This window comes from Arthrobacter sp. alpha11c (genome assembly GCF_054149985.1).
The window spans coordinates 1,651,042-1,677,640 of sequence record NZ_CP196747.1 but is presented as its reverse complement, the minus strand read 5'-3'; the positions used below and the strand labels follow the sequence as shown (position 1 = coordinate 1,677,640).

The 26,599-nt window shown below is 62.0% G+C and carries 19 protein-coding genes and 1 pseudogene; 10 read left to right on the top strand and 10 right to left on the bottom strand.

Features of this window, described 5'->3' with window-relative positions:
* The first annotated feature begins 9 nt into the window (after window positions 1-9).
* The 4 genes from ACTAQJ_RS07660 (at window position 10) to ACTAQJ_RS07645 (ending at window position 4,764) form a co-directional block, all read left to right on the top strand.
* A complete protein-coding gene (locus ACTAQJ_RS07660; protein WP_498701603.1) occupies window positions 10-3,021 on the top strand; it encodes a bifunctional [glutamine synthetase] adenylyltransferase/[glutamine synthetase]-adenylyl-L-tyrosine phosphorylase in 3,012 nt (1,003 codons plus the stop codon).
* A 12-nt stretch (window positions 3,022-3,033) separates the two neighbouring features.
* Window positions 3,034-3,591 carry a GNAT family N-acetyltransferase gene (locus ACTAQJ_RS07655; protein ID WP_431119688.1) on the top strand — a complete coding sequence of 186 codons (558 nt, stop codon included), beginning with the start codon at window positions 3,034-3,036 and terminating at the stop codon, window positions 3,589-3,591.
* Between the two features lie 47 nt (window positions 3,592-3,638).
* Entirely contained in the window at window positions 3,639-3,839 is a 201-nt protein-coding gene (locus ACTAQJ_RS07650; protein WP_498701602.1) for an AsnC family protein, read from the top strand.
* A 571-nt stretch (window positions 3,840-4,410) separates the two neighbouring features.
* On the top strand, window positions 4,411-4,764 hold the full coding sequence (locus ACTAQJ_RS07645; RefSeq protein ID WP_224089577.1) for a hypothetical protein: 354 nt from the start codon (window positions 4,411-4,413) through the stop codon (window positions 4,762-4,764).
* A 169-nt stretch (window positions 4,765-4,933) separates the two neighbouring features.
* Here ACTAQJ_RS07645 and glnA read toward each other — a convergent pair whose 3' ends face one another.
* The gene (gene glnA / locus ACTAQJ_RS07640; protein WP_431119690.1) at window positions 4,934-6,358 is read right to left on the bottom strand and encodes a type I glutamate--ammonia ligase; all 1,425 of its coding nucleotides are present in this window, start codon (window positions 6,356-6,358) and stop codon (window positions 4,934-4,936) included.
* Between the two features lie 325 nt (window positions 6,359-6,683).
* Between glnA and ACTAQJ_RS07635 the strand changes: the two genes are divergently transcribed.
* Window positions 6,684-7,121, top strand: coding sequence for an RDD family protein (locus tag ACTAQJ_RS07635; protein ID WP_431119692.1), 438 nt, complete (start codon window positions 6,684-6,686; stop codon window positions 7,119-7,121).
* 137 nt (window positions 7,122-7,258) lie between these two features.
* Here ACTAQJ_RS07635 and ACTAQJ_RS07630 read toward each other — a convergent pair whose 3' ends face one another.
* From ACTAQJ_RS07630 to lipB, 3 genes and pseudogenes are all read right to left on the bottom strand, one after another.
* Complete coding sequence (locus tag ACTAQJ_RS07630) at window positions 7,259-8,020, bottom strand: DUF4191 domain-containing protein (RefSeq protein ID WP_431119694.1); 762 nt, start codon at window positions 8,018-8,020, stop codon at window positions 7,259-7,261.
* A gap of 113 nt (window positions 8,021-8,133) precedes the next feature.
* Window positions 8,134-9,140 (bottom strand): annotated as a pseudogene (gene lipA / locus ACTAQJ_RS07625) (lipoyl synthase).
* Complete coding sequence (lipB, locus tag ACTAQJ_RS07620) at window positions 9,137-9,805, bottom strand: lipoyl(octanoyl) transferase LipB (protein ID WP_498701601.1); 669 nt, start codon at window positions 9,803-9,805, stop codon at window positions 9,137-9,139. The pseudogene lipA and the gene lipB overlap by 4 nt, the downstream one beginning before the upstream one ends.
* 149 nt (window positions 9,806-9,954) lie before the next feature.
* Here lipB and ACTAQJ_RS07615 point away from each other — a divergent pair, with 149 nt between their 5' ends.
* A complete protein-coding gene (locus tag ACTAQJ_RS07615; protein WP_498701600.1) occupies window positions 9,955-11,607 on the top strand; it encodes a serine/threonine-protein kinase in 1,653 nt (550 codons plus the stop codon).
* 57 nt (window positions 11,608-11,664) lie between these two features.
* Here the strand turns inward: ACTAQJ_RS07615 and ACTAQJ_RS07610 are convergent, their stop codons facing one another.
* Window positions 11,665-12,564 (bottom strand): TIGR01777 family oxidoreductase, encoded by a 900-nt coding sequence (locus ACTAQJ_RS07610; protein WP_498701599.1) that lies wholly within the window; start codon window positions 12,562-12,564, stop codon window positions 11,665-11,667.
* A gap of 97 nt (window positions 12,565-12,661) precedes the next feature.
* On the opposite strand from ACTAQJ_RS07610, the gene ACTAQJ_RS07605 reads away from it, so the two are divergent.
* Entirely contained in the window at window positions 12,662-16,159 is a 3,498-nt protein-coding gene (locus ACTAQJ_RS07605) for a S41 family peptidase (protein ID WP_498701598.1), read from the top strand.
* 76 nt (window positions 16,160-16,235) lie between these two features.
* Here ACTAQJ_RS07605 and ACTAQJ_RS07600 read toward each other — a convergent pair whose 3' ends face one another.
* The 5 genes from ACTAQJ_RS07600 to ACTAQJ_RS07580 form a co-directional block, all read right to left on the bottom strand.
* Window positions 16,236-16,664: an OsmC family protein gene (locus tag ACTAQJ_RS07600; RefSeq protein ID WP_026005506.1), complete on the bottom strand. Its 429-nt coding sequence runs from the start codon at window positions 16,662-16,664 to the stop codon at window positions 16,236-16,238.
* 187 nt (window positions 16,665-16,851) lie between these two features.
* The gene (locus ACTAQJ_RS07595) at window positions 16,852-17,205 is read right to left on the bottom strand and encodes a hypothetical protein (protein ID WP_224089587.1); all 354 of its coding nucleotides are present in this window, start codon (window positions 17,203-17,205) and stop codon (window positions 16,852-16,854) included.
* A 182-nt stretch (window positions 17,206-17,387) separates the two neighbouring features.
* Complete coding sequence (gene sucB, locus ACTAQJ_RS07590) at window positions 17,388-19,136, bottom strand: 2-oxoglutarate dehydrogenase, E2 component, dihydrolipoamide succinyltransferase (RefSeq protein ID WP_498701597.1); 1,749 nt, start codon at window positions 19,134-19,136, stop codon at window positions 17,388-17,390.
* A gap of 114 nt (window positions 19,137-19,250) precedes the next feature.
* Window positions 19,251-20,633, bottom strand: a complete 1,383-nt coding sequence (gene lpdA, locus ACTAQJ_RS07585; RefSeq protein WP_431119701.1) for a dihydrolipoyl dehydrogenase — start codon at window positions 20,631-20,633, stop codon at window positions 19,251-19,253.
* 298 nt (window positions 20,634-20,931) lie between these two features.
* A complete protein-coding gene (locus tag ACTAQJ_RS07580; RefSeq protein ID WP_498701596.1) occupies window positions 20,932-22,455 on the bottom strand; it encodes a leucyl aminopeptidase in 1,524 nt (507 codons plus the stop codon).
* A gap of 336 nt (window positions 22,456-22,791) precedes the next feature.
* Here ACTAQJ_RS07580 and ACTAQJ_RS07575 point away from each other — a divergent pair, with 336 nt between their 5' ends.
* The 3 genes from ACTAQJ_RS07575 (at window position 22,792) to ACTAQJ_RS07565 (ending at window position 26,516) form a co-directional block, all read left to right on the top strand.
* Window positions 22,792-23,730: a proteasome assembly chaperone family protein gene (locus ACTAQJ_RS07575; RefSeq protein ID WP_216923036.1), complete on the top strand. Its 939-nt coding sequence runs from the start codon at window positions 22,792-22,794 to the stop codon at window positions 23,728-23,730.
* A gap of 35 nt (window positions 23,731-23,765) precedes the next feature.
* On the top strand, window positions 23,766-25,127 hold the full coding sequence (locus ACTAQJ_RS07570; RefSeq protein ID WP_498701595.1) for an MFS transporter: 1,362 nt from the start codon (window positions 23,766-23,768) through the stop codon (window positions 25,125-25,127).
* Window positions 25,128-25,247: 120 nt separating this feature from the next.
* Entirely contained in the window at window positions 25,248-26,516 is a 1,269-nt protein-coding gene (locus tag ACTAQJ_RS07565; RefSeq protein ID WP_498701594.1) for a DUF4192 domain-containing protein, read from the top strand.
* The last annotated feature ends 83 nt before the right edge of the window (window positions 26,517-26,599 follow it).

Below are 26,599 nucleotides of genomic sequence, written 5' to 3'. Positions count from 1 at the left end.
GCAGGGCCAATGAGCCTTGCACGTCGGCTCATCTCAGCCGGATTCAGTGACCTGGAAAAGGGCGAGCGTTTTCTTGCTGCCCCGGAACTGGAAGGCATCGAACAGGATGCCCTGTTCGCCGGGCTCTCCTTGGCGGCGAGCCCGGATACCGCGTTGCAATCACTCGTCCGGCTGATTGAGAAGAATCCCGGCCTCAAGAAGTTGGCGGGCGCTGACCCGGACACGAGCGAATCCCTGTACCGGCTGTTGGGGGCATCGGAGGCGCTGGGTGAGTTCCTCATGCGCAGGCCGGAGCATCTGGACGTTTTTCATGCCCGGGTAAGTCCGGAGCCACTCCCGGCATCAAGCGAAGAGCTCAGGTCCCTGCTTCTTCGTTCGGTCAAGGCAGAGCCAGGCGCGCAGCGTCCAGTGGCTGGGTTGACGGGGCTTCCGGCGTATGCGGCCTTGCGGACGGCGTACCGCCGCGGGCTAACGGAGCTTGCCATTAAGGATCTCTGCGCTGCGTCGCCGCAGGACTTCATGCCCGCCGTGGGTGCAGAGCTCGCCGATCTCGCTGGTGCCGCCATTGAAGCTGCCCTTGCCGTTTCCCGGGCCGAGGCGGCCGCCCAGTTCGATGCCTCCGAGGTGGCCGACGTCGGACTCGCAGTCATTGGCATGGGCAAATGTGGTGCCCGCGAACTTAACTACATTTCCGACGTCGACGTCATTTACGTCATCGAGGCAGAGGACCTGGACGACGCCCGCGCCGCGACCATCGGGACCGCCCTGGCGTCCGGCATCTCGCGGGCGATTTCCTCATCCGCGCCTGAGCCGGGTTTGTGGGAAGTGGACCCCAACCTTCGCCCGGAAGGAAAATCCGGGCCGTTGGTGCGGACCCTCCCCTCACACCTGAGCTACTACGCCCGATGGGCTGAGAGCTGGGAATTCCAGGCGTTGCTGAAGGCCCGTACGATTGCCGGCGACCGGGAACTGGGCCAGCGCTATGAAAAGGCAGTGGAACCACTCGTGTGGGCTTCCGCAGGCCGTGATGGCTTCGTCGAATCCGTCCAGGCAATGAGGCGCCGGGTCACGGACTACATTCCGGCCGCCGAGGAACAGCGGCAGATCAAACTTGGGCGTGGCGGGCTGCGCGACGTCGAATTCACTGTGCAGTTGTTGCAGCTGGTTCACGGCAAATCGGACGAGTCTCTTCGCTGCCGCGATACCACCTCGGCCATCGCGGCACTGTCCGCCGGCGGCTACATCGGACGTGCCGATGCCGCCGGTTTCGACAACGCGTATCGCTACCTTCGGCTTCTGGAGCACCGGATTCAATTGTTCCAGCTGCGCCGGACTCACCTCATGCCAGTGGCGGAAGATGCGCAGCGGGTGCTGGCGAAGGCTGTCCTGGGGCCTTTCTCGCTTGAACGCCCCCATCCAGACCAGCTGATGGCCACCTGGCAGAAGACCAAACGGTCCGTTCGGGAACTGCACGAGCGTATTTTCTACCGGCCGCTGCTCAACACCGCCGCGAAACTCAGCAGCGAAGACGCCAAACTGAGCCCGGAAGCAGCCCAGGGCCGTCTGGCCGCCCTCGGCTACCTCGATCCCAAGGGTGCAATGCGTCACATTGAGGCGCTGACTGCCGGTGTAAGCCGGCGGGCGGCACTGCAGCGGCAGCTGTTGCCCATTCTTCTTGGCTGGCTTGCCGAAGGCGTGGATCCCGACGCCGGGCTCCTGGCGTTCCGAAGGGTCAGCGAAACGTTGGGCACCACGCACTGGTATTTGGGGATGCTTCGTGATTCCCAAGCGGCAGCCGAACGCCTCTGCCAGGTACTTGCCAATTCCCGGCTCATTTCGGACCTCCTGGAAGTCTCACCAGAGTCCGTGGCCTGGCTTGGCAGCGACAAGGACCTGGCTCCGATTCCCTTTGAGGCGCAATGGCAGGAAATCCGGTCCAAATTGTCCCGGCACCCGGATCCGGAGAGTGCCATGCGCCTCATCCGGTTGATCCGTCGCCGGGAGATTCTGCGGACCGCGATTGCCGATAGTGCCGGTTTGCTTGACCAGGACGCCGTGGGACTGGCGTTGGCCGAAACAGACCGGGCGGCCGTGCTCGGAGCCCTGCATGTGGCCGAAGCCATCGCTACCCAGTCCCATCCCCTGAAAACCGAGGTTCTGGTGGTGGCGATGGGCCGGCAGGGTGGCCGTGAGATCGGCTACGGCTCAGACGCCGACGTCATGTACGTTCATCGTGCCCGGCCCGGATTCACCGATGAGGAAGCGCAGGAACAGGCGACGGCGATAGTCGCCAAAGTCTCCAGCCTCCTTACCCAACCGCTCAAGCCCGCCATCATGGCCGAGCGGGTGTTGATGGTGGACGCAGACCTGCGGCCCGAAGGCAAGAACGGCACCATGGTCCGGTCTTTGGAGTCCTATGCCGAGTACTACCGCCGGTGGTCGCTGATCTGGGAAGCGCAGGCACTGCTGCGGGCGCGTCCCATGGCAGGTTCAGACGACCTGGGAGCGGATTTCCTTCAGCTTATTGATCCCATCCGCTACCCGGCAGAGCTCTCCGAACAGGATGTCAGGGAAATCAGGCGCATCAAGGCGCGCGTGGAATCGGAGCGGCTGCCTCGTGGCGCTGATCCCGCCCGCCACGTGAAGCTTGGCCGGGGTGGATTGAGTGATGTTGAATGGCTTGTCCAGCTCATCCAGTTGCAGCATGCGGGCAAGCAGCCTGCATTGCGCACTACGTCCACGTTGGGGGCACTTGCCGCGGCCGAGACCCTTGGGCTTGTTGGCAAGGACGACGCCGGACTCTTGCGGGAGGCATGGAAGCTCGCCAGCCGTATCCGCTCGGCAAACGTCATCGTGACAGGCCGGGCCTCGGATGTACTTCCATCGTCACGGAGGGATCTTGAAGCTGTGGCGCGTTGGTGTGGCTACGCGCCCGGGGCCGCAGGACAGTTCGAGGAGGACTACCTGCGCCTTAGCCGCCGTGCCCGGGCTGTCTTCGAAAAAGAGTTCTACGGTAACTGAGGCCGGCTGGTGATGAGTATCTGGCTTATTCCGCTCAAGCTGCTGGACGATGACGCGCGCGCAATTCAGTTGGGCGCGGTGGCGGAAATGGCGGTGGAGCAAGCGCAGCGTGATTTCGTGGGGGACCCCCTGCGCATGATGCTGATCAGCCTCGAAGAGGAGTCCCGGTTGCCCTACGTGATCGAGGCCGAAGGGGCGGGTGTGGGAGTCCTGACCCTCCAATCCGGCGCCGCCAGCCTCGCGGGATGGCAGGATGACGATTCGGTGTGGCTTCTCAGGGGATTCCTCATCGACTCGAAATGCCAGGGGCGGGGGCTCGGCGCGCTGGCTGCTGAGGCCGCAGTGGAGGAGGCCCGCAAACTGACGGCCAGGCACGCTGGCGGCCAGTCCGGCGTCGTGCTTTCCGTCAACGAGCGCAACCCCGCAGGCATTGCAGCCTATACAAAAGCTGGCTTTGTGGACGCCGGCCGCTACCTCGACGGCAACTCCGGCCCTCAACGCATCATGTACAAGGCCTTCGAGGATGCCCACGTTTCGTCCTCCGGAGAAACTGGTGTCAACGAACGTTGACGACGATCATGGCGTCAACTATGGTTGACGCCATGGAGGTGGACAGGATGAAAACACTTGTTGGATCGATGGACGGCATGGGGCCCGCGGAGGCGCTGTATGCCGTAGCTGAACTTCACAAGGAAGTTGGCAGGGCTGAGGCTTCCCTTGTACGCGCAGCCAGGCAGTCCGGTTTGTCGTGGGAGGCAATCGCACTTTGCCTCGGCGTGACCAAGCAGGCGGTACATAAAAAGTTCGGGAAACAGTAGGACCAGTCCGGGCGACCAGCGTCGGGGGTCCCTTGGGGTCTGTTCGTCCGGGCATGGTGTCCCTTAGGATTCTCGCGTGACAGTCAGGCGGGATTCGGAGGGGGCACCCTTCTCAGATGCGTCGTGCTTCCGGTGTGAGCAGGCGGGGCCGCACTGGTCTTCCAGGCATGGCCGCGGCGACGTCTATGCGTGCCGGCGCTGTTTCGCCACTTTTACTGACGCCGAGTGGCGGCAAGATGATGGGGGAGCGCAGGGCCTTTTCGAAACCAAGTAGTTGGCTGTGCCGGAAGGGTGAAAAACGAGTACACACTACTCGTGCCCTGACCTGCCCTGGGTAGGCACCATATTTGCTATGACAACCTATGTGATTGAACAAGCGGCACTGGTTCACCGCTGTCAGTGCTGCGGCGAAGAAACCGATCGGGTGTTTTGCGCGGACTGCGCAGCACCACAACAACATGGAGAAGTCCCGAAAACCAGGCACTAAAGACCAAGGCAAGGTGCTGGTTCGTCCGTTGAAAAGCCTTATAGACTCGATTCCGTAACTACTCTCGATGCTTAGGAGAAGTACATGGAATACAACGGAAGTTCGTTTGAGAAGGCCATTCCTGCTGGAGAGTTGGATCGCCGCCACGTGGGTCAATCCATTAGCTTTCAGCCCAACGATTTCACGGTTGTCTTCGGGACGATCGCGGGCATCGCAAGAACTGAGGCGCTTGTATATTTGTCGCTCGATGGCGTTTCCGGCGGCACGCATTTGAAGGACGAGTACGATCTCCCGATCGATCAGCACGTCTACCTTCAATTGGATCCCCTGAGCACAGCGGAAAAGGGCCTTGCGGATGCCGCGAAGGCCGTCAGGGAGAAGCTGGACGAGTTCGGAAAAAACATCCGGGACCGTGATCAGGGCAAGGAATCCGAATAGATCGCAGTTCGCCACAGCTCTGGTTCGCCGGAGCCTTGCGGGTCTTGCTGACTCGGGCGGCGGCAGCAAAAAAGAAGGCCGGCAACAGGTAAAACCTGTTGCCGGCCTTTCTTAACCGGGACCCCGCAGGGTTCTGTGCAGACTAAACGTGGTTTAGCCGCCGGTGTTGCTAGACGCCGTAGTAGAGCTCGAACTCGTAAGGGTTCGGGCGCAGTGACAGCGGGCGAATCTCATTCTCGTACTTGTATTCGATCCACGTATCGATCAGGTCCTGGGTGAAGACGCCGCCAGCCTGCAGGAACTCGTTGTCCTCGCGCAGGGCCTCAAGGGCTTCTTCCAGGGAACCCGGAGCCTTGGGGATGTCCTTCGCTTCCTCGGCCGGGAGCTCGTAGAGGTCCTTGTCGATGGGAGCCGGGGGCTCGATGCGGTTGCGGATGCCGTCAATGCCGGCCATCAGCTGGGCAGCGAAGGCCAGGTACGGGTTGGAGGAGGGGTCCGGAGCGCGGAATTCGATGCGCTTGGCCTTCGGGTTGGAGCCCGTGATGGGGATACGGATACCAGCAGAGCGGTTGCCCTGCGAGTACACCATGTTGACGGGAGCTTCGAAGCCCTTGACCAGGCGGCGGTACGAGTTGACCGTCGGGTTGGTGAACGCGAGGACTGCTGAGGAGTGCTTCAGCAGGCCGCCGATGTACCAGCGAGCGGTGTCGGAGAGGCCAGCGTAGCCCTTTTCGTCGTAGAACAGCGGGTCGCCGTTGCTCCAGAGCGACTGGTGGCAGTGCATGCCCGAGCCGTTGTCACCGAAGACCGGCTTCGGCATGAAGGTTACGGACTTGCCCCATGCGTCTGCAGTGTTCTTGATGACGTACTTGAACTTCTGGAGGTCGTCAGCAGCTGCAGTCAGCGTGGTGAACTTGTAGTTGATCTCTGCCTGGCCGGCGGAGCCAACTTCGTGGTGGGAACGCTCGACCTCAAGGCCGGCCTTGTCCAGTTCAACGCACATAGCGTCGCGGAGGTCGGCCTGCTTGTCGGTGGGGGAAACCGGGAAGTAACCGCCCTTGACGGGGGTCTTGTAGCCGAGGTTTCCGCCCTCTTCCTTGCGGCCGGTGTTCCAGTGGGCTTCTTCAGAGTCGATCTTGTAGAAGCTGCCCTGCGGGGAGGACTGGTACTGGATGTTGTCGAAGACGAAGAACTCGGCCTCGGGGGCAAAGAATGCAGTGTCCGCAATACCGGTGGAAGCCAGGTACGCTTCAGCCTTCTCCGCTACGCCACGGGGGTCGCGGTGGTAGGGGTCGCCCGTGCGGGGGTTCACGATGGAGAAGTTCAGCGCAAGCGTCTTCTCAATGCGGAATGTGTCGATGAAAGCCGAGGTCACATCCGGGATGAGCTGCATGTCGGATTCAGCGATGCCCTGGAAGCCGCGGATCGAAGATCCGTCGAAGAGCTGACCGTTCACGAAGAAGTCGTGGTCTACGCTCTTTGCCGGCACATTGAAGTGCTGCTGGACGCCCGGAAGGTCGGTGAAGCGGATATCGACGAATTTGACGTCTTCGTCTTTGATGAACTTGAGGACTTCGTCCGCAGTCTTGAACATCTATGCTCCTTATGCATATCAAGTAACAGGCCCGGAAGGCCGCGTGAGCCAGCCCATGCCGGAGGCCCGGAGACACAAAAAATTCCCCTTGCCGCGGTGGCTAGCAACTCATACCACCTTAGGGAGATGGGATTTCCCGGGAGTGTCAGTATTGTTTCGGGCAGGTTACAGAATGATCTGTTGTGTAAACGGTAGTCGGCTTTCCGGTGTCAGGTCCACGCGGGTCCAGTGGGCGAACACTTTCGCGCAATATATGCCCAGAGGAAGGCGCGAAAGGCGGCCTTCGTCGTCGGACTGTCCGTCCGCCAGCCGTTAGGCTTGGAGGGTGGTTGATCGAAAAGACATAGGTTCCTGGCTGAGCGGGCCGGATACGTCCGGCATCTCCAAATACCCGGGCGAGAGACTCGGCCTTCCTGAGGCCGGACCAGGCTCGATGGCACGGGCCGGACGACGAATCCTTGCTATCGTGATCGACTGGACGATTGCCCTGGTTATCAGCAACTTCGCATTTGGCGGCGACCAATGGGCAACGCTCGCAATTTTTGCCGCGGAGCAGATTCTCCTGATCGGCACCCTTGGGTACAGCATCGGCCACAGGATTGCCGGCATTCATGTGGTCCGCTTGGGCGGAGGTCCCGCCGGCCCCCTGGCCGCTGTGGTGCGTACCTTGCTCCTCTGCCTGGTTATCCCCGCCGTCATCTTTGATCCGGATCAGCGTGGACTTCACGATAAAGCCATGAACACCATCCTCATTCGGATGTAGCGTCTTCAGTCCTCACCGGTTGGAACCAACCCCATAGCAAGCAAGCATCAATAAAAAGCATGGACCAATAAAAACCGCCCCTGTCTCCTTCGAGACAGGGGCGGTTTTTTTGTGGGGCAATCAGCACCTGCGGACAATCAGCGTCCGCGTGCAGCCTTGCGGTCCGGGCGGGCCTTGTAGGGGTCGATGCCCTTGGGGATCGGCAGGCGGGTACCAAGGGAGTTGATGCGCTTGGACACAGCGTTGACCTCCACCTTGGTGAGTTCGTTCTTCATCTTGCCCATGGTCTTGGCGAGTTTGTTCAAAGGCACCTGGCCCTCGCCGCGACCGGATTCCAGGACGTGGATGGTGACGTTGGGCAGGATGCGCGTGAGGCGCTTGCGCTCCGCTTCCACCAACGGCTTTACGCGATGCGTGGGACCTTCACTGACCAAAACGACGCCGGGACGGCCAATTGCCATGAACACGGCGTCCTGAGTGCGCGGGTTAACCGCGACAGGCTGGTCCTGGGTGACCCAGCCGCGACGTAGAGTACCCAAGGCCGCGCCGGAAGCACCAGGTTGGTTCTCGATCTGCGCGAAGGCAGCCTTCTCTGCGCGACGGGAGAGGATGAAAACGGCGGCCAGGAGACCCAGCGGAATACCGATAATGAGGCCGGTAACCCAGTTTTCCAGGAGGTAGCCGACGAGGAAGGCCACGGCAACTACCGCCAGGAATGCCAGCAACATGATCCACACAACCTGGGGATCATTGCGCCGCGTCATCTTGAAGACTTCAGCGATCTGCTTCAGCTGGCTCGGCTTCTTGGCCTTGGCTTCCTTGGGCTTGCGCTGGAACAGCCCACGCTTGGGGGCGTCGGCCGAGGGGGTCGATTTGCTGGAATCAGAGGAATTCGCCATAGTGCCTTAATTCTACGTGATGGACGCCGAAGGACCGGACGCCATTACGCTTGGCATCCGGCCCTTCGGTGTTGCTTCATGGTATTGCTGGTGAAGTGTTTGCCGACCCGGGTTTAGGCGTGGGCGGCGAGGATGGTGGAGGCTTCCTGGCGGGTGGTGCCGGAGGACTCGATGTGGGCCAGGGCGGCGGGATTTCCCAGCCTTTCTTGCGCATTGCGGTGGCCCACAAACGTCCGGCCCGGTACGAGGAGCGGACCAGGGGACCGGACATGACACCGAGGAAGCCGATTTCTTCGGCCTCGTGCTGGAGGTCCACGAATTCCTGGGGCTTGACCCACCGATCCACGGGCAGGTGCCGTTCGGAGGGGCGCAGGTACTGGGTGATCGTGATCAAATCACACCCGGCCGCGTGCAGGTCCCGCAGGGCTTCGGAGATTTCCTCGCGGGTTTCGCCCATGCCCAGGATCAGGTTGGACTTGGTCACCATGCCCAGATCCCGGCCCTGCGTGACGACATCCAGGGAACGTTCGTACCGGAACGCCGGGCGGATCCGCTTGAAGATCCGGGGCACGGTCTCGACGTTGTGCGCGAATACCTCGGGCTTGGAATCGCAGATCGCGGCGATGTGTTCGGGTTTGCCGGAGAAGTCCGGGATCAGCAACTCCACCCCGGTGCCCGGGTTCAGTTCGTGGATCTTGCGGACCGTTTCGGCGTACAGCCAGACACCTTCATCGGCGAGGTCATCACGGGCCACGCCGGTGACCGTGGCGTAGCGCAGCTGCATGGCCTGCACGGAGCGGGCCACCTTGGTGGGTTCGAACATGTCCACCGGGGAGGGTTTGCCGGTATCGATCTGGCAGAAATCACAGCGCCGGGTGCATTCGGACCCGCCGATCAGGAACGTCGCTTCCTTGTCTTCCCAGCACTCGAAAATGTTCGGGCAGCCGGCCTCTTCACAAACCGTGTGCAGGCCTTCCTTCTTCACCAGGTTCTTCAACCCGACGAACTCCGGCCCCATCTGGACCTTGGCCTTGATCCACTCGGGCTTGCGTTCAACCGGGACAGCCGAGTTACGCTGCTCAACGCGCAGCAACTTACGGCCTTCAGGTGCCAGGGTCACTGGAGTGCTCCTTCTGGGGTGGAAACGAGTGCTTCTTCATGCTTGCGGAACTCTTCCACGAAGCGGTCAACGATGTCTGCCGGGTCGATGGTCCGGCCAGTCTCCAGCGACATGGTGGTGACACTGGCGTCGGTGATTCCGCACGCGATGATCTGCGCATACGGCGCGAGGTCGTTGCTGCAATTGATGGCGACACCATGCATGGTGACACCGTCAAGGACGCGGATGCCGATCGCGGCAATCTTGCGGTCCGGTCCCTTGTCATCGGCGAGGATCCATACGCCTGCCCGGCCCTTCACGGTGACTGCCGGGATTCCGTAGTCCGTCATGACGGCGATCATGGTGGCTTCGAGCCGCTCGACATAGTCCCGGATTCCCGCGCGGTTCTTGAGCTTGAGGATCGGATAGGCGATGAGTTGTCCCGGGCCGTGCCACGTTAACTTCCCACCACGATCCACGGGGACCACGGGGGTGCCATCAAAGGGGCGTTCGTGGTCCTCGGTGAGTTTGCCTGCCGTGTAGACGGCGGAGTGCTCAAGGAGCAGGACGGTGCTGTTTTTCTCGCCGGCAACAACTTTGTTGTGGATCTCGCGCTGTAGGTCCCAGCCCTGCACGTAATCAACGAAATCCGGGGCAAGACCCAGTTCTGAAAACTCAAGAGTCATGGGTTCAAGCTTAGACCCAGCAGGTCACTCACCATGATTTTGTGGTGAACCTCTCAGTCGCATCCGTCGGCGTAGCTTTCTTGCCCCGCACCTGAGCCTGCCTGTGGATAACTTCTGCGGGAAATCCGATCATCCGGTAGACCTTGGATATGGAAACTACGGATGCTCCTGCCCCCTTGGTCCCGCACATTCCGGGATACACGCCCTTACGCCCACTGGGTAGTGGTGGCTCCTCGACAGTCTGGCTTGCCAACAGGGACAAGGACGGAGCCCGCTTCGCTATCAAATGCCTCACGGGCAGGCCCAGCGAGGACTCCCGTGGGCCGGCGGGACCAGATTCCGAACGCGGCTTCCGTGAGGGGCGGATCCTGTCCGGCCTCCAGCATGAGCACCTCATCCGACTTCACGACGTCGTGAAGCTGCCCGGCGTGGGTACAGGCGCCGTTGGGCTCGTCATGGACTTTGCCGCAGGAGGTTCCCTCGCGAATCTGATGGGCGGCCGGCGCAAGCTTGGAGTCGGTGAAGCGGTGACGATTCTGACCCCCGTTGCCCAGGTCTTGGCTTACCTGCATGACGAGGGAACGGCCCACGGGGATATTTCTCCAGGCAACGTGCTGTTTACGGCACAGGGGAAGCCCCTGGTGACAGACCTTGGCGTCGCCGGCGTTGTGGGTGAGGAGAATCAAAGCCTCGACGTCGGCACTGACGGCTTCGTTGATACTTCTGTTGCCGCCCGGGGCGGGTCCGATAATGGAGCCAGAGAAGCCCTGCACCCGGAACGGGATGTCTATTCGCTGGCGGCGCTCGGCTGGTATTGCTTGACGGGCATGGCGCCGGAAATCGCCAAGCACCGCCCGCCACTGCCTCTCTTGGTCCCTGATGTCCCCAAAGGGCTCGCCGCTGCCCTTGAGGCGGGACTGGATCCTGATCCCCGGGCGCGTCCCACCGCCCGGGAGCTGGGAACAGCTATCTATCGCAGCGCCGCCGCACAGCCCGTGGATCTGGCTGGGTCCGTCCATTCGTCCGTGATTCCGGAGCTGCTCACGCGCCGGCAGGCCGGGGGACGACCTCAGCGGAGAAGTCCGCTGAGCAGGAGTCCACTGAGCAGGAGTCCATTGACCGGGGCTGTGTTGCGGCTTCGGCCCTTGCGGACAGCAATGACTCCGCGTCCCGAACGTCGAACGCGAAAAAGGCAACCGCAGCGGAGAACGCAACCGCAGCGTGGGCGACGGTTAAGCATCCGGGTCGGCTTGCTGGTGGCTGCGGGAGTGTCGGTTGGTGCGGTTGGGTGGGCCTTCTGGCTGGGAATACAGGAGCCCGCGTCGGGTTCGACGTCCGTAGTAAATACAGCGACAACGACCCAGGCAGCCGAAGCCTCCCAGCCCATTCCGGACGCGCGTTTGGATGCGCTCCGCTCTGAGGATCCAACCATCGCCGTGCACGCGTTATCGGCCGTGCGGGACATGGCGCTGGGGCTGGATCGTCTTGACTTGCTTGCAAGCGTCAACGCAGCAGGCTCACCTGCCCAAGCTGCAGATGAGACGTTGGGGCATCAATTGAGGGCTGACGGTATCCACTTTGCCGGACTCACCACCAGCTTGAGCAATGTATCGGTGCAGGATCCCCACGAGGTTGATCGCGCCGTCGTTGCCCTGACCGCAACGACCTCCGGCTATGACGAGCGCGACCGGTCGGATCGTTTGGTGAAGTCCCAGCCCGCCGGGGAGCCCCAGCAATTGCGCCTCGTCCTTGTCAGATTGGCAGGGCAGTGGAGCATCTCGGAGATTCTCGGCCCCGGTTAGCCGTACTGTCATGGGACGCGCGTAGACGTGGGGTGGGAATTTGAGGTGCGGACCGGTTCAGCTGGAGGGCTTAGTCTTCAGCCACTCCATGGCTTCATCGAGCCCGGGGTGTTGCCAGTGAAAACCAGCGGCGGCAAGCTTTGCTGGCTCCATTCTTTGGTTCGCCAGGACGAGTTCGTCAGCAAGCTGGCCAAGGACAAGCCGGAGGGCGGGCCGGGGGATGCGTACGAAGGCTGGGCGGTGGAACGCTTTCGCGAGCCGCTCGACGATGGTGTTGACGTCTGCGCTTTCCGGGGCGCAGACATTGACCCCACCTTCCAGATCGGACTTGAGGAGGAAGGCCAGGGCAGCGGCTTCGTCGGCAAGGGTGATCCACGGCCAGAATTGTCGCCCGTTTCCGAAGGGCCCGCCAAGCCCAATCCTGAGCAGCGGAAGCAACGGTCCGAGCGCACCGCCGGAAGTACTCAGCACCACTCCGGTCCGGGGTGTCACTACCCTCACGCTGGATGGAGCGGTTCTGGCAGTTTGCTCCCACTCGACGCATAGCGAGCCCAGCACTCCCGCACCTGGGCCCGAGTCCTCGCGGAGCGGGCCTTGCCGGGAGGCGCCGTAGTAGCCCGACGCTGACTGGCTGACGAAGGACAACGCAGGCTGGCCAAGGCGGCGCATGGCCGCAGTGAGTGTCCGGGTGGCCTGAAGGCGCGAGTCACGAATGACAGCAATTCTGCTCCTGGTCCAAGGCCGGTCGCCTATGCCGGCGCCGGACAAGTTGACCACAGCGTCAGCGCCTTCCAGGACGGTCTCGTCCAAGACTCCCTTGGCTGGATCCCAGGTCCTTTCATCGTCAGTCTTTGCAGGCCGCCGCACCAGGCGGATGACGTCGTCACCTGCACTTTTCAAGTGCTCGGACACTGCCGTCCCGATCATCCCTGAGGCTCCGGACATTACGATTCGCATGACTCATCTCATCACGAGCCAAGCATGAGGCAGAAACAGCGTGCGAAGCGCGGGGCGGGTGCCTCTTGACACCGTGCCTCTTGACTATGATCGAACAATGACCTCCTCCAGCTACCTCCGTTTCCCGCATGTGCATGGCGAATTGGTCACGTTCGTGGCCGAAGACGACATCTGGATCGCCCCCGTTTCAGGTGGCCGGGCCTGGCGTGTTTCGTCCCAGCAAATGCCGGCAAGGAACCCACGCTTCACTCCCGATGGCAAGCGGCTCGTGTGGACTGCTGTTGTTGGTACCTCACCGGAGGTTGTCACCGCGGACGTCGATGGTGGCGGGTACAAGCAGCTGAGCTACTTTGGACACGCCACAACCCGGGTCAAGGGTTTCACGCCTGCTGGGAACGTCCTGGTGACCAGCGCGTTCCAGCAGTCCGAGAGCCGCCACACGTACGCCTATAGCCTCCCCCTGGAGGGAGGCGCCGCCGTCGAACTTCCGTTCGGACCGGTGGAGGGCGTTGCCTTCGGACCTGAAATCGGTGACGAGAAGCCCGTTGTCCTGGCGAGCGTCCTTTCCCGGGAACCGGCTTGGTGGAAGCGTTACCGGGGTGGCACTGCCGGCAAGTTGTGGATCGACGCAGACGGCAATGGTGAGTTCGAGCGCTTGATCCCCGAAATTGAGGGCAACCTGACTGACCCGCTGTGGATCCAGGGGCGCATCGCTTTCCTTTCGGACCACGAAGGCTACGGAAATCTCTACTCCGTTCTTCCTGATGGGTCAGGACTGCGCCGCCACACAGACCATGAGGATTTCTATGTTCGGCACGCCAGCACGGACGGCCGGCGGGTTATCTTCGAATCTGCCGGTGAACTCTGGATCCTGCCCTCGCTCGATGCCGATGCTGAAGCTGTGAAGCTGGAGATCACGCTCGGTTCTGCGTCACCGGCGCGGCGTCCTGCCCCACTGAAAGCATCTGCGCATTTGGGCGACGTGTATCCGAACGTTGCAGGAACAGCCAGCGCCGTGGAGTCACATGGCACTATCCACTGGCTCCGCCATAAGGACGGGCCGTCGCGGGTGGTCGAAGCGACGCCGGGTGTCCGTGCCCGCCTTCCGCGTCCGTTGACGGATGGTCGGATCGCCTATGTGGCCGACCACGGGGGAGTGGAGGCTTTGTACGTCAAGCGCATCGCCGCACGCTTGTCCGGAGTTGTTGAGGTGCCGAAGGCCGCGGAACCCGCTGTTGTTTCCAGTGAAGCAGACGCACTCCCTAAGCCGGTCTCTGCATCCAACGTCCTGGGCCAAGGTTCCTCCGCAAACCAGTCCGTGAATATGGGCCAAGCGGCCGAACCCTCGGATGAAGCCGCCCATGCGGACCCCTCACCAGACACTGTGGGGGGAACGGCGGTACCTGTCGCATCCACAGGAGAAGATCAAGCGGACGATCTCCGGCTGGACTTCCCTGCACCTACAAGGACGAGCGCACTGGAGGCCAGCCCCGATGGCCGTTGGCTGGCCATCGGCACGGCTTTTGGCGACGTTTTCGTAGCCGACACCGCCTCCGGGGCACTGACTCGTTTGGTCAGTATTGGGGAAGGCAGCGTGGATCAATTGTCGTGGTCCGCTGATTCGCAGTGGCTTGCCTGGTCTGAGCCAGTGACGTCCTTTGGTTCCCGCAGCAAACTTCGCCTGGCAAGGCCTTCGGCATCCGACGCCGGCATCATCGATGCCACCGACGGACGCTTCTGCGATGAATCACCCCGGTTCACCCCCGACGGGAAGTTCCTGGCATTCCTGTCCAACAGGAGCTTCGACCCCGTCTATGACGGCCATTCGTTCGACCTCTCCTTCCCGAGTCCCATCAAGCCGTACCTGCTGGCCCTGGCCGCTGATACGCCGTCCCCTTTCGGGCCGTCCGTAGACACCCTTGAGGACGCGCCCACCACAACAGCCAAGCACGACGACGGCGACGCGCCAGTTGTGCGCGTGGACGCGGAAGGCCTGGCACACCGGGTCATCACGGTTCCCGTGCCACAGGGAAACTACTCCGGACTCGCTGCCGGTGACGGAGCGCTGCTGTGGCTTGATACTGAGCTGTCCGGTGTCACCGGCGAAGGAAAGGGCACTCTGCAGGATAAGAAGACAGCCCCCTCCCTGGTGCGCTTTGACCTTGCCAAGCGCAAGGAAACCACCCTCCTCGCTGCTGTGGACAGCTACCGGTTGTCTGGCGATCGCAAGAGGGTTGTCTACGTCCTTGATAAGCAGATCATGTCAGTTCCGTCAGACAGCAAAGTGGACGAGGAATCCGGGGAACTGGTCAAAGTGGACCTGAACAGGATCCGTGTGATCCTGGATCCCGTGGCTGCCTGGGGCCAGGCCTTTGATGAAGCATGGCGCTTGCAGCGGGACTTCTTCTGGGCTCCGGACATGGCTGGCCAGGACTGGGATTCCGTCTACAAACGCTACCGTCCGATCGTGGACCGTCTGGGGTCCCATGACGACCTCGTGGACCTGTTGTGGGAGATCCACGGCGAGCTGGGAACCTCGCATGCCTATGTGCGGCCCGCCGCCGTGACTGAACCTGGCCGTAATGGTCAAGGCAGGCTTGGCGCGGAGTTGCAGCTCGGCAGCAAAGGCTGGGAGATAATCCGAATCCTGGCTGGAGAGTCTTCCGATCCCCTCGCAACCTCGCCCTTAACGCGTCCCGGCGCGGATGCGAAGGTGGGCGACGTCCTTTTGGCGATTGACGGCGTCGAGCTTTCCGCGGCGCTGACGCCTGCCATGCAATTGGTGGGTGCAGCGGGGAGAACCGTTGAATTGACACTCTTGAATGGCCCAGGACATGGCGGAGCTGCGGGTGCCCAGCGCCGCGTTGCCGTTGTCCCCATCCGGGACGAGGAGCGGTTGCGCTACCAGGACTGGGTCCGGGCCAACCGGCGCACGGTGCGTGAGGCATCCGGCGACAAGTTCGGCTACCTGCACATCCCGGACATGATGGCCAATGGTTGGGCACAGTTGCATCGTGACCTCGATACAGAAACCGCCTTGGACGGGTTGATCGTAGACGTACGGCGTAACCGTGGGGGCCACACCTCGCAGCTCGTGGCTGAGCTCATTGGCCGGAAGGTCACTGGCTGGAGTATGCCGCGTGGCGAGAAGCCGCGGACTTACCCCCACCATGCTCCGCGGGGTCCAGTAATCATCCTGGCAGACGAATTTGCCGGATCAGATGGCGACATCATCACCCAAGTGTCCAAACTGAGGGGCATTGGCCCTGTCATCGGAGTACGGACATGGGGCGGCGTGGTGGGTATTGATAACCGCTTTGCGCTGGCAGACGGTACCGGGGTAACGCAGCCCCGCTACGCCACGTGGTTTGGCGGTGGGATCGGCTGGGATGTTGAAAATCGTGGTGTGGAGCCGGATATCGAGGTGCTCTTCCCGCCGCACGCCTATGCAGCAGGCAGCGATCCGCAACTCGAGTATGGCATTGGTGCCCTCAAGGAGATGATCCAGGAGCTACCTACTGACCGCCCGCCGTTGCGTGAAGGCTACCGCCAGGTGCGGCCAGCGCCGTTGCCCGCCCGTCCGCAAGAGGGCTAGCAGCGGGTGAGCGCAGAAGAGCCCCGCCACTCTCCTGAGGGGAGTGGCGGGGCTCTTCTGCACTTTGAAGGTGGTGCTACTGCGCGAGGGTGGCATCCAAGGTGATTTCGATGCTGGCCAGCGCGCCGGAAACGGGGCAGCCCGTCTTTGCGTCTTCGGAGATACGGCGGAAGTCCTCTTCGGACAGGCCCGGAACCTTCGCGGTCATCGTCAGGTGGCTGCCCGTGATGCCTGTGCCGGGAACGAAGGTAACGTCAGCCTTGGTCTGAACTTCTTCAGCCGTGAATCCCTCGCCGGCAAGGGCGTGGCTGAACGCCATGGAGAAGCATGCAGAGTGGGCTGCAGCGATCAACTCTTCCGGGCTGGTCTTACCACCGGACTGCTCGGTGCGTGCCTTCCAGGTGACATCGAAGGTGCCCAGGCCTGAGCTATCCAGCGTCGTGTTTCCAGCGCCCTCGATCAGGTTGCCGTTCCAAACCGTGTGTGCGGTGCGTGTTGCTGCCATGTCCACTCCTTGGGGTCGTTTGTGCGTCGGCAACCAGCCATCGCCGGATGCCACCGGGATCAATCCTATGGATTTGCCGGCTACGCTGCACTGTCATTCCGCTGTCAGTGGATTGTGACCCCTGGCTTGCCTTGAAGAAAGCAGCCTACCCGCCCTGCAAAGGCGGATGGGCTGCTTCTGCGTACGTTCAGTTCCAAAGTGTTGCAATGGCGATGTTCACCAGGGCCAGGCCGCCCACGCCGTGAGCCAGGCCGGTGGAGACGGGTTCGCCGTTCTTGACCTTGCGGGAGCCGATCACGGCCAGAACGGCAACAGCCACACCGATGGCGAACTTGATGCCGAGCTTGAAGTAGTTGGGATCGGCGTCCGGCATCAGTGGCAGGAGGCCCATCATGGCAATGCCCGTGAGCAGCTGAAGGAATGCGCCATCCCGCTGGCGGGGGTGGACGGTAGGCGTCTTGATGGTGGCGATCCAGTAGCCCACAATCATGGCTGCGCCGACGATGTGCAAGAACACCAGGATGCTGAAGAGAATACTCATGGCCCCAGCTTATCCAGTTGGTTCTACGTCCCGTAGCAAAGCCACGCTTAGGCAGAGAAACAGCGCGGCGGACAATACGGTGTGGGACAACGAAGCGGGGCAGGCTACCGGGTTTCCCCGAAGCCTGCCCCGCCTGGTTGACCAGAGCCCTCCGTGAGGAGGGTCTCTGCTAACGCTTGGGCTTAGAGACCAAGATCTGCTTCGAAAGCACCTTCCTCAAGGCGGGCCTTGAGGGTCTGGAGGAAGCGGCCAGCGTCCGCGCCGTCCACCAAACGGTGGTCGTACGTGAGGGACAGGTACATCATGGAGCGGATGGCAATCGAGTCGTCGCCGTTTTCGTCGGCCACCACCACCGCGCGCTTGACGATTGCGCCCGTACCGAGGATGCCTACCTGCGGCTGGTTGATGATCGGGGTGTCGAACAGGGCGCCAACGGAACCGATGTTGGTGATGCTGAACGTACCGCCGGACAGCTCATCAGGGCCGATCTTGCCATCGCGGGTGCGTCCTGCGACGTCGGCGATCTTACCGGCCAGGCCTGCGAGGTTAAGGTTGCCGGCGTCGGAGATGACCGGCACCAGGAGGCCCTTGTCGGTGTCTACCGCAATGGCCAGGTGTTCGGCGTTGTGGTAGGTGATTTCCTGCTTGGACTCATCGTAGGCAGCGTTCAGCTTGGGGTGCTGCTTCAGTGCTTCCGCCACAGCCTTGGCGATGAACGGGAGGAACGTCAGCTTCACGCCGTTCTGGGCCTGGAACGAGTTCTTGGCCTTGAGGCGGAGCTTGGCGATCTTGGTCATGTCGACCTCGTGCACCTGCGTCAGCTGGGTGGAGACTTCCAGCGACTCGCGCATGCGGCGTGCGATGACCTGACGGATACGCGGAGCCTTTTCGGTGGTGCCGCGCAGGGAGGAGGCAACAACAGGTGCCGCAGCCTTGGCGGCTGGAGCTGCAGCAGGAGCCGCGGCCGGCGCTGCTGCGGCGGCTTGCTTGGCTTCGGCAGCGGCAAGGACATCCTGCTTGCGGATGCGGCCACCGACGCCGGTGCCGGACACCGATGCGATGTCCACGCCCTGCTGGTTTGCCAGCTTGCGTACCAAGGGAGTGACGTAACCAGACTCGGAGGACGAGCTGGCTTCTGCCGGTGCAGCAGCAGCAGCAGCGGGTGCGGGGGCAGCAGCCGGAGCCGGTGCAGCAGCGGGTGCGGCAGCAGGTGTCGGAGCGGCAGCGGGAGCCGGTGCAGCGGCAGGAGCCGCGGGAGCCGGAGCAGCGGCAGGAGCCGCGGGAGCCGGAGCCGCAGCGGGGGCGGCCGCGCCGGAGCCGATGACAGCCAGAACCGATCCAACTTCGGCGGTTTCGTCTTCGTTGACGCGGATTTCCTGCAAGGTGCCTGCAACCGGGGAAGGAATCTCGGTATCGACCTTGTCAGTGGAAACCTCAAGAAGCGGCTCATCCACCTCTACGGTGTCGCCAATAGCCTTGAGCCAGCGGGTGACGGTGCCTTCGGTAACGCTCTCGCCCAAGGCGGGGAGGGTTACTTCGTGGCCTTCGCCACCGGAGGCGGCAGGAGCTTCAGCCTGGGTTTCCTCGGCAGCCGGGGCAGCGGGAGCCTCTTCGGCGGGAGCAGCCTGCTCGGCAGCAGCGGGTGCTTCCTGAGCGGCGGGTGCTTCCTCAGCAGCCGGTGCGGCAGAGCCGGAGCCGTCGCCGATGCGTACCAGGGGGGCGCCAACCTCTGCAGTCTCGTCTTCAGCGACGAGGATTTCTTCGATGACGCCTGCGATCGGAGAAGGGATTTCGGTGTCTACTTTGTCGGTGGAAACCTCGAGCAACGGCTCGTCGATCTCTACCCGGTCACCAACCTGCTTGAGCCAGCGGGTGACGGTTCCTTCGGTGACACTCTCACCGAGGGCGGGCAAGTTAACGGATTCAGACATGTCGTCCCCGTTCTCCTTATTGATCTTTTGTGCGGATGAATTCTGCTGGTCCGGACAGGGTGCATGCGGCAGATTCCGCCGCATGCACCCTCTCCGTTTGTCTTGGGTAAAGACTTAGCCGTGGAGCGGCTTGCCCGCGAGGGCGAGGTGGGCTTCGCCCAGGCTTTCGTTCTGGGTGGGGTGGGCGTGGACCAGCTGGGCCACGTCCTCGGGGTAGGCTTCCCAGTTCACGATGAGCTGGGCTTCACCGATCTGTTCACCCATGCGGGAGCCGATCATGTGGATGCCGACGACGGGGCCATCCTTTTGGCGAACGAGCTTGACGAGGCCACCGGTACCGAGGATGGAACTCTTGCCGTTGCCGGCCAGGTTGTATTCCTGGGTCTGCACTTGGTCGTCGCCGAACTTTTCCTTGGCGGCCTTTTCGGTGTAGCCGACCGTTGCGATTTCAGGCTCGCAGTAGGTGACCTTGGGGATGTTGATGTCTTCGACGATCGCGGGGTTCAGGCCGGCGATTTCCTCGGCAACGAAAATACCCTGCTGGTAGCCGCGGTGTGCGAGCTGGACGCCGGGTACGATGTCGCCGACTGCATAGATGTTGCCTACGCCCGTGTGGAGGCGTTCGTTGGTGATGACAAAGCCGCGGTCGATGGTCAGACCTGCTTCTTCGTAACCAAGGTTCGCGGTGACGGGACCACGGCCGACTGCAACGAGCAGGAGTTCGGCTTCGAACGTCTGGCCGTCCACAAGGGTGACCTTGACGCCGTCGTCGTTCTGTTCCACGCCCTGGAAGAAGATGCCGGTGGTGAACTTGATGCCGCGCTTCTTGAAGGCGCGTTCCAGGTTCTTGACGATGGCGGCATCCTCGTTGGGAACCAGGGAGGGCAGGCCTTCGATGATGGTGACGTCCACGCCGAAGGACTTCCAAACGGAAGCGAATTCGACGCCGATGACTCCGCCGCCCAGGACGATCGCACTCTTGGGAATGTAGTCCATGGTGAGGGCCTGGTCAGAGGTAATGACCCTGCCGCCGATTTCCAGGCCCGGGAGGGAGCGTGAGTACGAACCGGTTGCCAGGACAATGTTCTTGCCCGTGTATGCGGTGCCGTTCACGACGATGGTGTTGTTGCCCTGGAGCTTGCCTTCACCCTCGATGACGGTGATGCCCTTGGACTTGATGAGTCCCTGGAGGCCCTTGAACTTGCCGGCAATAATGCCGTCCTTGTACGCGTTCACGGCCGACATGTCGATGCCATCGAGCGTGACGTTCACACCGTACTTGGCGGAATCGCGTGCGTGATCGGCCAGTTCAGCCGAGTGCAGGAGTGCCTTGGTGGGGATACAACCGTTGTGCAGGCAGGTTCCACCGAGTTTTGCCTTTTCCACAAGGCCAACGGTGAACCCAAGCTGTACGGCCCGCAAAGCTGTGGCGTAGCCGCCGCTGCCGCCACCGAGTACCAGGATGTCGAATTCTTGCGCAGTTGCCTGATCGGCCACTAAAACGCTCCCTCGCGTGAATGATGACACGGGACTGGTGTCATCGGGTCTTTGGAACTTGTTCTGCCGTGATTATGCCAGCACCTAAGTTCTCTTGCATTTGTGACTATCGAGTTCACCTTAGCGAACCACCTACCCATGCTCCACCCTCCACGGGCGTTTGTGGAGCGCTTGTGTCCAGACTCACGTTCACTTGTGACACAGCGCTACACACCGCATAATTCCGGGGTTGTGCGGGTAGCGCGGACCTATCCGCCCTACCCGCACTGCCCGTTTTAGCCGCAGTGGAGTGCGTTGCTTACGCGGAGGGTGCCAACAGATCCTCGGCGTAGGCCACCAAGGTACGGACTGTGCATCCGGTTCCTTGCTTCGGGGTGTAGCCGTAGGGGCTGCCGTTGTTGAACGATGGGCCGGCAATATCGACGTGGGCCCAGGGGATCTGCTGGCCGTCGCCGTTCTGGCCCACGAATTCACGCAGGAAGACGGCTGCTGTCATCATTCCGCCGTTACGTTCGCCGATGTTGGCAAGGTCCGCGACCTGGGAGTCCAAGCTGGGGCGCAGTTCCTCGGGCAGCGGCATTGGCCAGACAAGCTCGCCTGCCCTGTCAGCGGCGGATTTCAATGCTGCTGTCACCGAATCGGAACCCATCACTCCTGCCGTGCGCAATCCGAGCGCGATGAGCTGGGCACCGGTGAGTGTTGCGACGTCGATGATTGCGTCCGGCTTTTCCAGGCTTGCGGCCACCAGGCCGTCGGCCATGACCAGACGGCCCTCGGCATCGGTGTTCAGGACTTCGACTGTCTTTCCGCCATAGACAGTAAGGACGTCGGCGGGCCGCTGGGCAGCGCCGGACGGCATGTTCTCCGCAATGCAAAGCCAAGCGGTCGCCTTGATGGGCAGGCCGAGCGAGGCGATGGCGAGGACTGTATTAAGAACGACGGCGGCGCCCGCCATATCGCTCTTCATGTCACCCATGCCGAGGGCGGGCTTAATGGAGATACCGCCGGTGTCGAAGGTGATGCCCTTGCCTACGAGCGCGATCTTCCGGGTGGCCTTTGCCGGAGCGTATTCCACCTTGACCAGGCGTGGCTGACGGGTTGAACCCTTGCCAACGCCAAGGATGCCGCCGAAGCCTTCCTTTTCCAGGCGCTTTTCGTCCCAGACCGTCACCTTTACGGGAAGACCCTTTGCGAGTTCCTTGGCAGATTCGGCGAATGACTCGGGGTACAAGTGGCTGGGCGGCTGGTTCACGAGCGTACGCGTTGCGTTGACGGCCCTGCCCAGTACTGTTGCTCGGTCAAGTGCAGGCTGGGCAGCTTTGGCGTCAACGCCGGTGAAGATCAGAACCTTGGCAACCGGGTCCTTGAGCCCGTCCTTGCTGGAACGGTGTTCGGTGTAGGAATAGGCGCCCATCGCGGCACCTTCGGCGACTGCGGCGACGTCGGTGACGGACGCCGTCGGGAACGCCAAGGTCACTGAGGGGACTCCGGCGAGTTGCCTGACCGCGGAACCGGCCGCCCTGCGCAGCGCTTCTTCAGGGATGGTGCCGACCTCGGACAACTTACCCACGCCTGCCAGGACCAGGATCCCTGAGCCGGTTTCCGGCAAACCCGGAAGGCGGTGCGCCTGGTCGGGGGCACCCGAGACTCCAAGGAGCTTCAGTGATTTCTCAAGGGATTCGGCGGCCTTGGCACTCAGCGGGTTCTCCAGCAGCTCTGGTCCGTCTGAGCCTTGGGCAACTCCGATCACAAGTGCGTCGCTGGGTGACTTTTTCAGGTCCTTGGCGATGACGCCGAGGATGATGTCAGTAGTCTTGACCACGAGGATGTTTCCTCACTTCTCTCTGCATTGCATGGCGGGGCCGCATGTTTGGCGGGCCTGCCCCCGGTACGCGCCCGACGTCCTGTTCCGACGACGGCCTTGGTCTTCAGGTCCAGCGTCGCAAAAGGACGTCGGCCCGTTTCGATCGTAGTCTCTCGCAGGCTGCTGACAGCAATTAAATGAGAGCTGCGGCACACCAAGGGCAGGAATGCCTACTGGACGTGCAGCGTTGTACAAAGAGACACAGAGTCCCCACACCACATTCATGGAGTCAGCGACGCCATAAGCAGTGGTGCATGGGGACACCGAACTTTGCCACTGCGAAAGGAACACGCCGTGTTTGAACGGATATCCGGCTCCCTCCTGGACCCCGAGGCGCTCTATGCGAGCAACATCGAGATTTTCCACAGCCCGGAACTGCGGGGGCTGAATATGGTCATGGGTTTCACGGGTTTTGCCGATGCCGGTCATGTGGTCAGGCAGATCAACGCGGAACTCCTGGACCAACTCGACGCTGAGGTCGTAGCCATGTTCGACGCCGACCAGCTCATCGACTACCGCTCGCGGCGTCCCCACATCAGCTTCGTCGAAGACCATTTGCAGGACTATCAGGCACCCAAGCTGGCGCTCTACAAGCTCACGGACGGCCTGGGCCAGCCGTTCCTGCTGCTCGCCGGCTTCGAACCCGACTTGCAGTGGGAGCGATTCTCCCGTGCAGTCGTGGGAATCGTGGAGAAGCTCGACGTCAACCTGGTGACCTGGATTCACTCCATTCCCATGCCCGTACCGCATACGCGGCCAGTGGGAGTGACCGTTCACGGCAACCGGCCCGAACTCATCGAAGGCATCTCGAGTTGGAAGCCAACGGTGGAAGTTCCCGCCGCCATTGGCCACATCCTTGAACTCCGGCTCACCGAGGCCGAACGCCATGTTGCTGGCTACGTCATTCATGTGCCCCACTATCTGGCCGAGGCCGAATATCCTCCAGCGGCCGTGGCAGGGCTGGAGTACCTCGGAGCGGCCACATCCCTGATGCTTCCCACTGACCGGCTCCGGGAAGCCGGCCGGGAAGTAGGCCGCCAGATTGCCGAACAGATTGAAGCCTCGGAGGAAGTGCAGGCTGTAGTCGCCAACCTGGAGGCCCGGTACGACGAGAAATCCGAGGGAATCGTCCGGCGTTCGTTGCTCGCCGATGAGAACGACGAACTGCCCAACGCCGAGGACATCGGAGCGGCTGTGGAGGCGTACCTGGCGCGTAAAGACTCGCCTCAATAAATCAGCTTTGAACCCTAGACGGGCATAATTGAGGAGTGACTGCTCCCCGCGCCTGGCTCATCTGGACGATCGGCGTCTTTGCCTACCTGGTGGCCGTAGCACAGCGAACCTCCTTTGGTGTCGCGGGTTTGGAAGCAACAGAACGCTTCCATGCCAGTGCTTCGGCCATCTCCTTTTTTACCGTATTGCAGTTGCTTGTCTACGCCGGCTTACAAATTCCGGTAGGCGTCCTGGTGGACAGGTTCGGATCGCGGGTCATGATTGCCGGCGGTGCCATCCTGATGGGACTGGGGCAGTTACAGCTCGCCTTCGCCGATAGCATCCCTGGAGGGGTTTTGGGGCGCGTCCTGGTGGGAGCCGGTGACGCCATGACATTCATCTCCGTCATCCGGCTCGTTCCCTTGTGGTTCAGCCCGGCCAGGGTCCCCGTTGTTACGCAGCTGACCGGGATGTGCGGGCAGTTGGGCCAGCTCTTCAGCGTGGTGCCTTTCGCCTTGCTTCTTCACTCTGCCGGCTGGACGCCCGCGTTCATGTCACTCGCGGCGATGTCCGTGCTGGCTGTCGTCCTGGTCCTCGTGCTGTTGCGGGACCAGCCTCCCGGGCATCCGCCTCGGGAAACGGGGCAGGGCCTTCGGGCTACCGGAGTCTCCCTGTCACGTGCTTGGAAGCAGCCAGGCACCCGACTTGGCTTGTGGAGCCATTTCACCGTCCAGTTCAGTGGCAACCTCTTTGCGATGACGTGGGGTTATCCGTTCCTCCTCTCTGCCCAGGGACTTGATGCGGGGACGGTTTCAGCTTTGATGGCCTTGTTCGTGGCAACCGCCATCGTCTCGGGGCCTGGATTTGGACGGTTCGTCTCCAAACACCCCATGCGCCGCTCGGCCATGGTCCTGCTGATCACTGCGTCCACTGCGCTGGCTTGGGCAGCGGTGCTGATCCTTCCGGACCGCGCGCCACTGTGGCTCCTCGTGATCCTGGTGGTGGTGTTGGCAGTTGGCGGCCCGGGTTCCATGATTGGCTTCGACTTCGCGCGGACGTTCAATCCTTCCCACCGTATTGGTACCGCAACAGGGATCGTCAACGTGGGCGGGTTCATCGCTGCCTTGGTGGCGATCTACCTCATTGGCCTGGTCCTGGACGTCCTGAATGCGATCGGATTCTCAGGCGGGGATTTGTACGGCCTTGATCCGTTCCGTGTAGCCCTCAGCGTCCAGTTTGTCCTGCTGGGCATCGGGACGGTCCTTATTATGCTCACCCGGCGGAAGGTGAGGTTGCAGATGGCCGAGCAGGGCGTCCACGTGCCTCCGTTGGCTGCAACCTTGGCCCGGCAGCGCCGCGAAAGGATCGAGCGCCGGCGTGCGGCACGTGCACAGTCCGATGAAGGCAACAAGGGATAACTGCAGGCACCATCCTCCTGTAAGGGGCAGTTTCGGTGGTTTACCCATATGTGGCCACCTTTATCCACATAAGCGTGATGGTCCCTGTTTTCAACCATTGGTGTTGCCCAAGCTTGAAGCATGACCACCAAAGAGACGCTGAGCATTCATCAACCAGAAGACATCCTGGGCTACATCCCGCATTTGTTGGGCTATTGGCCCGAGGACAGCCTTGTGGCCATCACGATGCAGGGGAAATTGCTTGGAGCCGCTCTCCGCGTCGACCTGCCTGCCCGGGCTTCGCGCCGTGTGCTTGCTGATTTTGCGGAGCATGTACGTCATTACTTGGCGGCGGACACCCTTGCCGACGGCGTGGTGCTTGCCCTTTACACCGACGACGGTTGGGACGACGGCATGGTTATCACCAGGACACTCCCACTGCTGGCTGAACTTCAAGAAACACTTGGCCACGCTGATTTGCCTGTCCGGGATGGGTGGTTGGTTGGTCCTGAGTATTGGCGCGGCGCGTTCTGCGCCGACCAGGAGTGCTGCCCGGCACCGGGCCTGCCGATAGAACGAATCCGGAACAGCCGGCTCAGCGCAGAGATGGTCTATCGAGGCAGCACCATCGGAGCTTCTCCAAGGAGCAAGCAAAATCCACCCGTTCCGGAATGTCCTGGTGCCCTCGATCCCGCCGTGTCAGAGGCCGAATCAGATTTTGCAAAGCGGATGCGAACGTCATGGCGCAGTGGGAGGTGCTTTGATGCCGTGCTGGAGGTGTGGCGGAAGGTGCTGGACGACGCCCGGATCCGTCCCGACAGTGAAACGGTGGATGTGCTGACCCCGCAACTCGCGGGTTTCCTCAGGTCGACCCTCGGTGTTCCTGCATGGCGGGACGCTGTCATGATCATGGCAGCAGCTGGAACCGGCTCCGCGAAGGCAGGGGCAGCAGCGTTCGGATTATGCAGTGCCGACGACGACTCTGGCGCACTTCCCTTCGACGCCGGAGAGCTGGCACTCCCGCCAGCTGACACCCACCAAGGGGCTGGGACGGCCTTTGAAGCGAATGGGATGCTCAGCATCTTTGCTTACGCAGACATCCTTCTAGGCGTGGAACCAGCTATTCCTGACTGGGGCCAGCTTGATGCCTTGCAGCGCGTCCTGTCGCACCTGTGCGTCCAAGGAGAAATGGGGGAAGTTGCTGCTGCTGCATTGACCTTGCAAGGCTGGATTGCCTGGTGCAAGGGGAGTGGGTCCTCTGCACACGCCTGCCTTATGCGCGCCAATTCGGCCAGCCCCGGCTACAGGCTCGCCGAATTGCTGGACGAGATTCTGGGGCAGGGAAGCATCTGCGCCTGGGCAAGTCGTCCCGAGTCCGCATGGGGAACCTACAAAGGATCCCTTCGGTAGCCATTAGTAGCCTTTACGCTTCATCAAGCGTGGGATTCATAAAACCGTGAGACAATGGATGCCGAGACCCGGTTGGGTCCGCG

Excerpts from the sequence above, each read along its gene's own strand:
- ACTAQJ_RS07655 (WP_431119688.1), top strand. The coding sequence starts at position 3,034 with ATGAGTATCTGGCTTATTCCGCTCAAGCTGCTGGACGATGACGCGCGC.
- ACTAQJ_RS07645 (WP_224089577.1), top strand. The coding sequence starts at position 4,411 with ATGGAATACAACGGAAGTTCGTTTGAGAAGGCCATTCCTGCTGGAGAG.
- ACTAQJ_RS07605 (WP_498701598.1), top strand. The coding sequence starts at position 12,662 with ATGACCTCCTCCAGCTACCTCCGTTTCCCGCATGTGCATGGCGAATTG.
- ACTAQJ_RS07565 (WP_498701594.1), top strand. The coding sequence starts at position 25,248 with ATGACCACCAAAGAGACGCTGAGCATTCATCAACCAGAAGACATCCTG.
- ACTAQJ_RS07660 (WP_498701603.1), top strand. The coding sequence starts at position 10 with ATGAGCCTTGCACGTCGGCTCATCTCAGCCGGATTCAGTGACCTGGAA.
- ACTAQJ_RS07615 (WP_498701600.1), top strand. The coding sequence starts at position 9,955 with ATGGAAACTACGGATGCTCCTGCCCCCTTGGTCCCGCACATTCCGGGA.
- ACTAQJ_RS07600 (WP_026005506.1), bottom strand. The coding sequence starts at position 16,664 with ATGGCAGCAACACGCACCGCACACACGGTTTGGAACGGCAACCTGATC.
- glnA (WP_431119690.1), bottom strand. The coding sequence starts at position 6,358 with ATGTTCAAGACTGCGGACGAAGTCCTCAAGTTCATCAAAGACGAAGAC.
- lipB (WP_498701601.1), bottom strand. The coding sequence starts at position 9,805 with ATGACTCTTGAGTTTTCAGAACTGGGTCTTGCCCCGGATTTCGTTGAT.
- ACTAQJ_RS07610 (WP_498701599.1), bottom strand. The coding sequence starts at position 12,564 with ATGCGAATCGTAATGTCCGGAGCCTCAGGGATGATCGGGACGGCAGTG.
- ACTAQJ_RS07630 (WP_431119694.1), bottom strand. The coding sequence starts at position 8,020 with ATGGCGAATTCCTCTGATTCCAGCAAATCGACCCCCTCGGCCGACGCC.
- ACTAQJ_RS07595 (WP_224089587.1), bottom strand. The coding sequence starts at position 17,205 with ATGAGTATTCTCTTCAGCATCCTGGTGTTCTTGCACATCGTCGGCGCA.
- sucB (WP_498701597.1), bottom strand. The coding sequence starts at position 19,136 with ATGTCTGAATCCGTTAACTTGCCCGCCCTCGGTGAGAGTGTCACCGAA.
- ACTAQJ_RS07650 (WP_498701602.1), top strand. The coding sequence starts at position 3,639 with ATGAAAACACTTGTTGGATCGATGGACGGCATGGGGCCCGCGGAGGCG.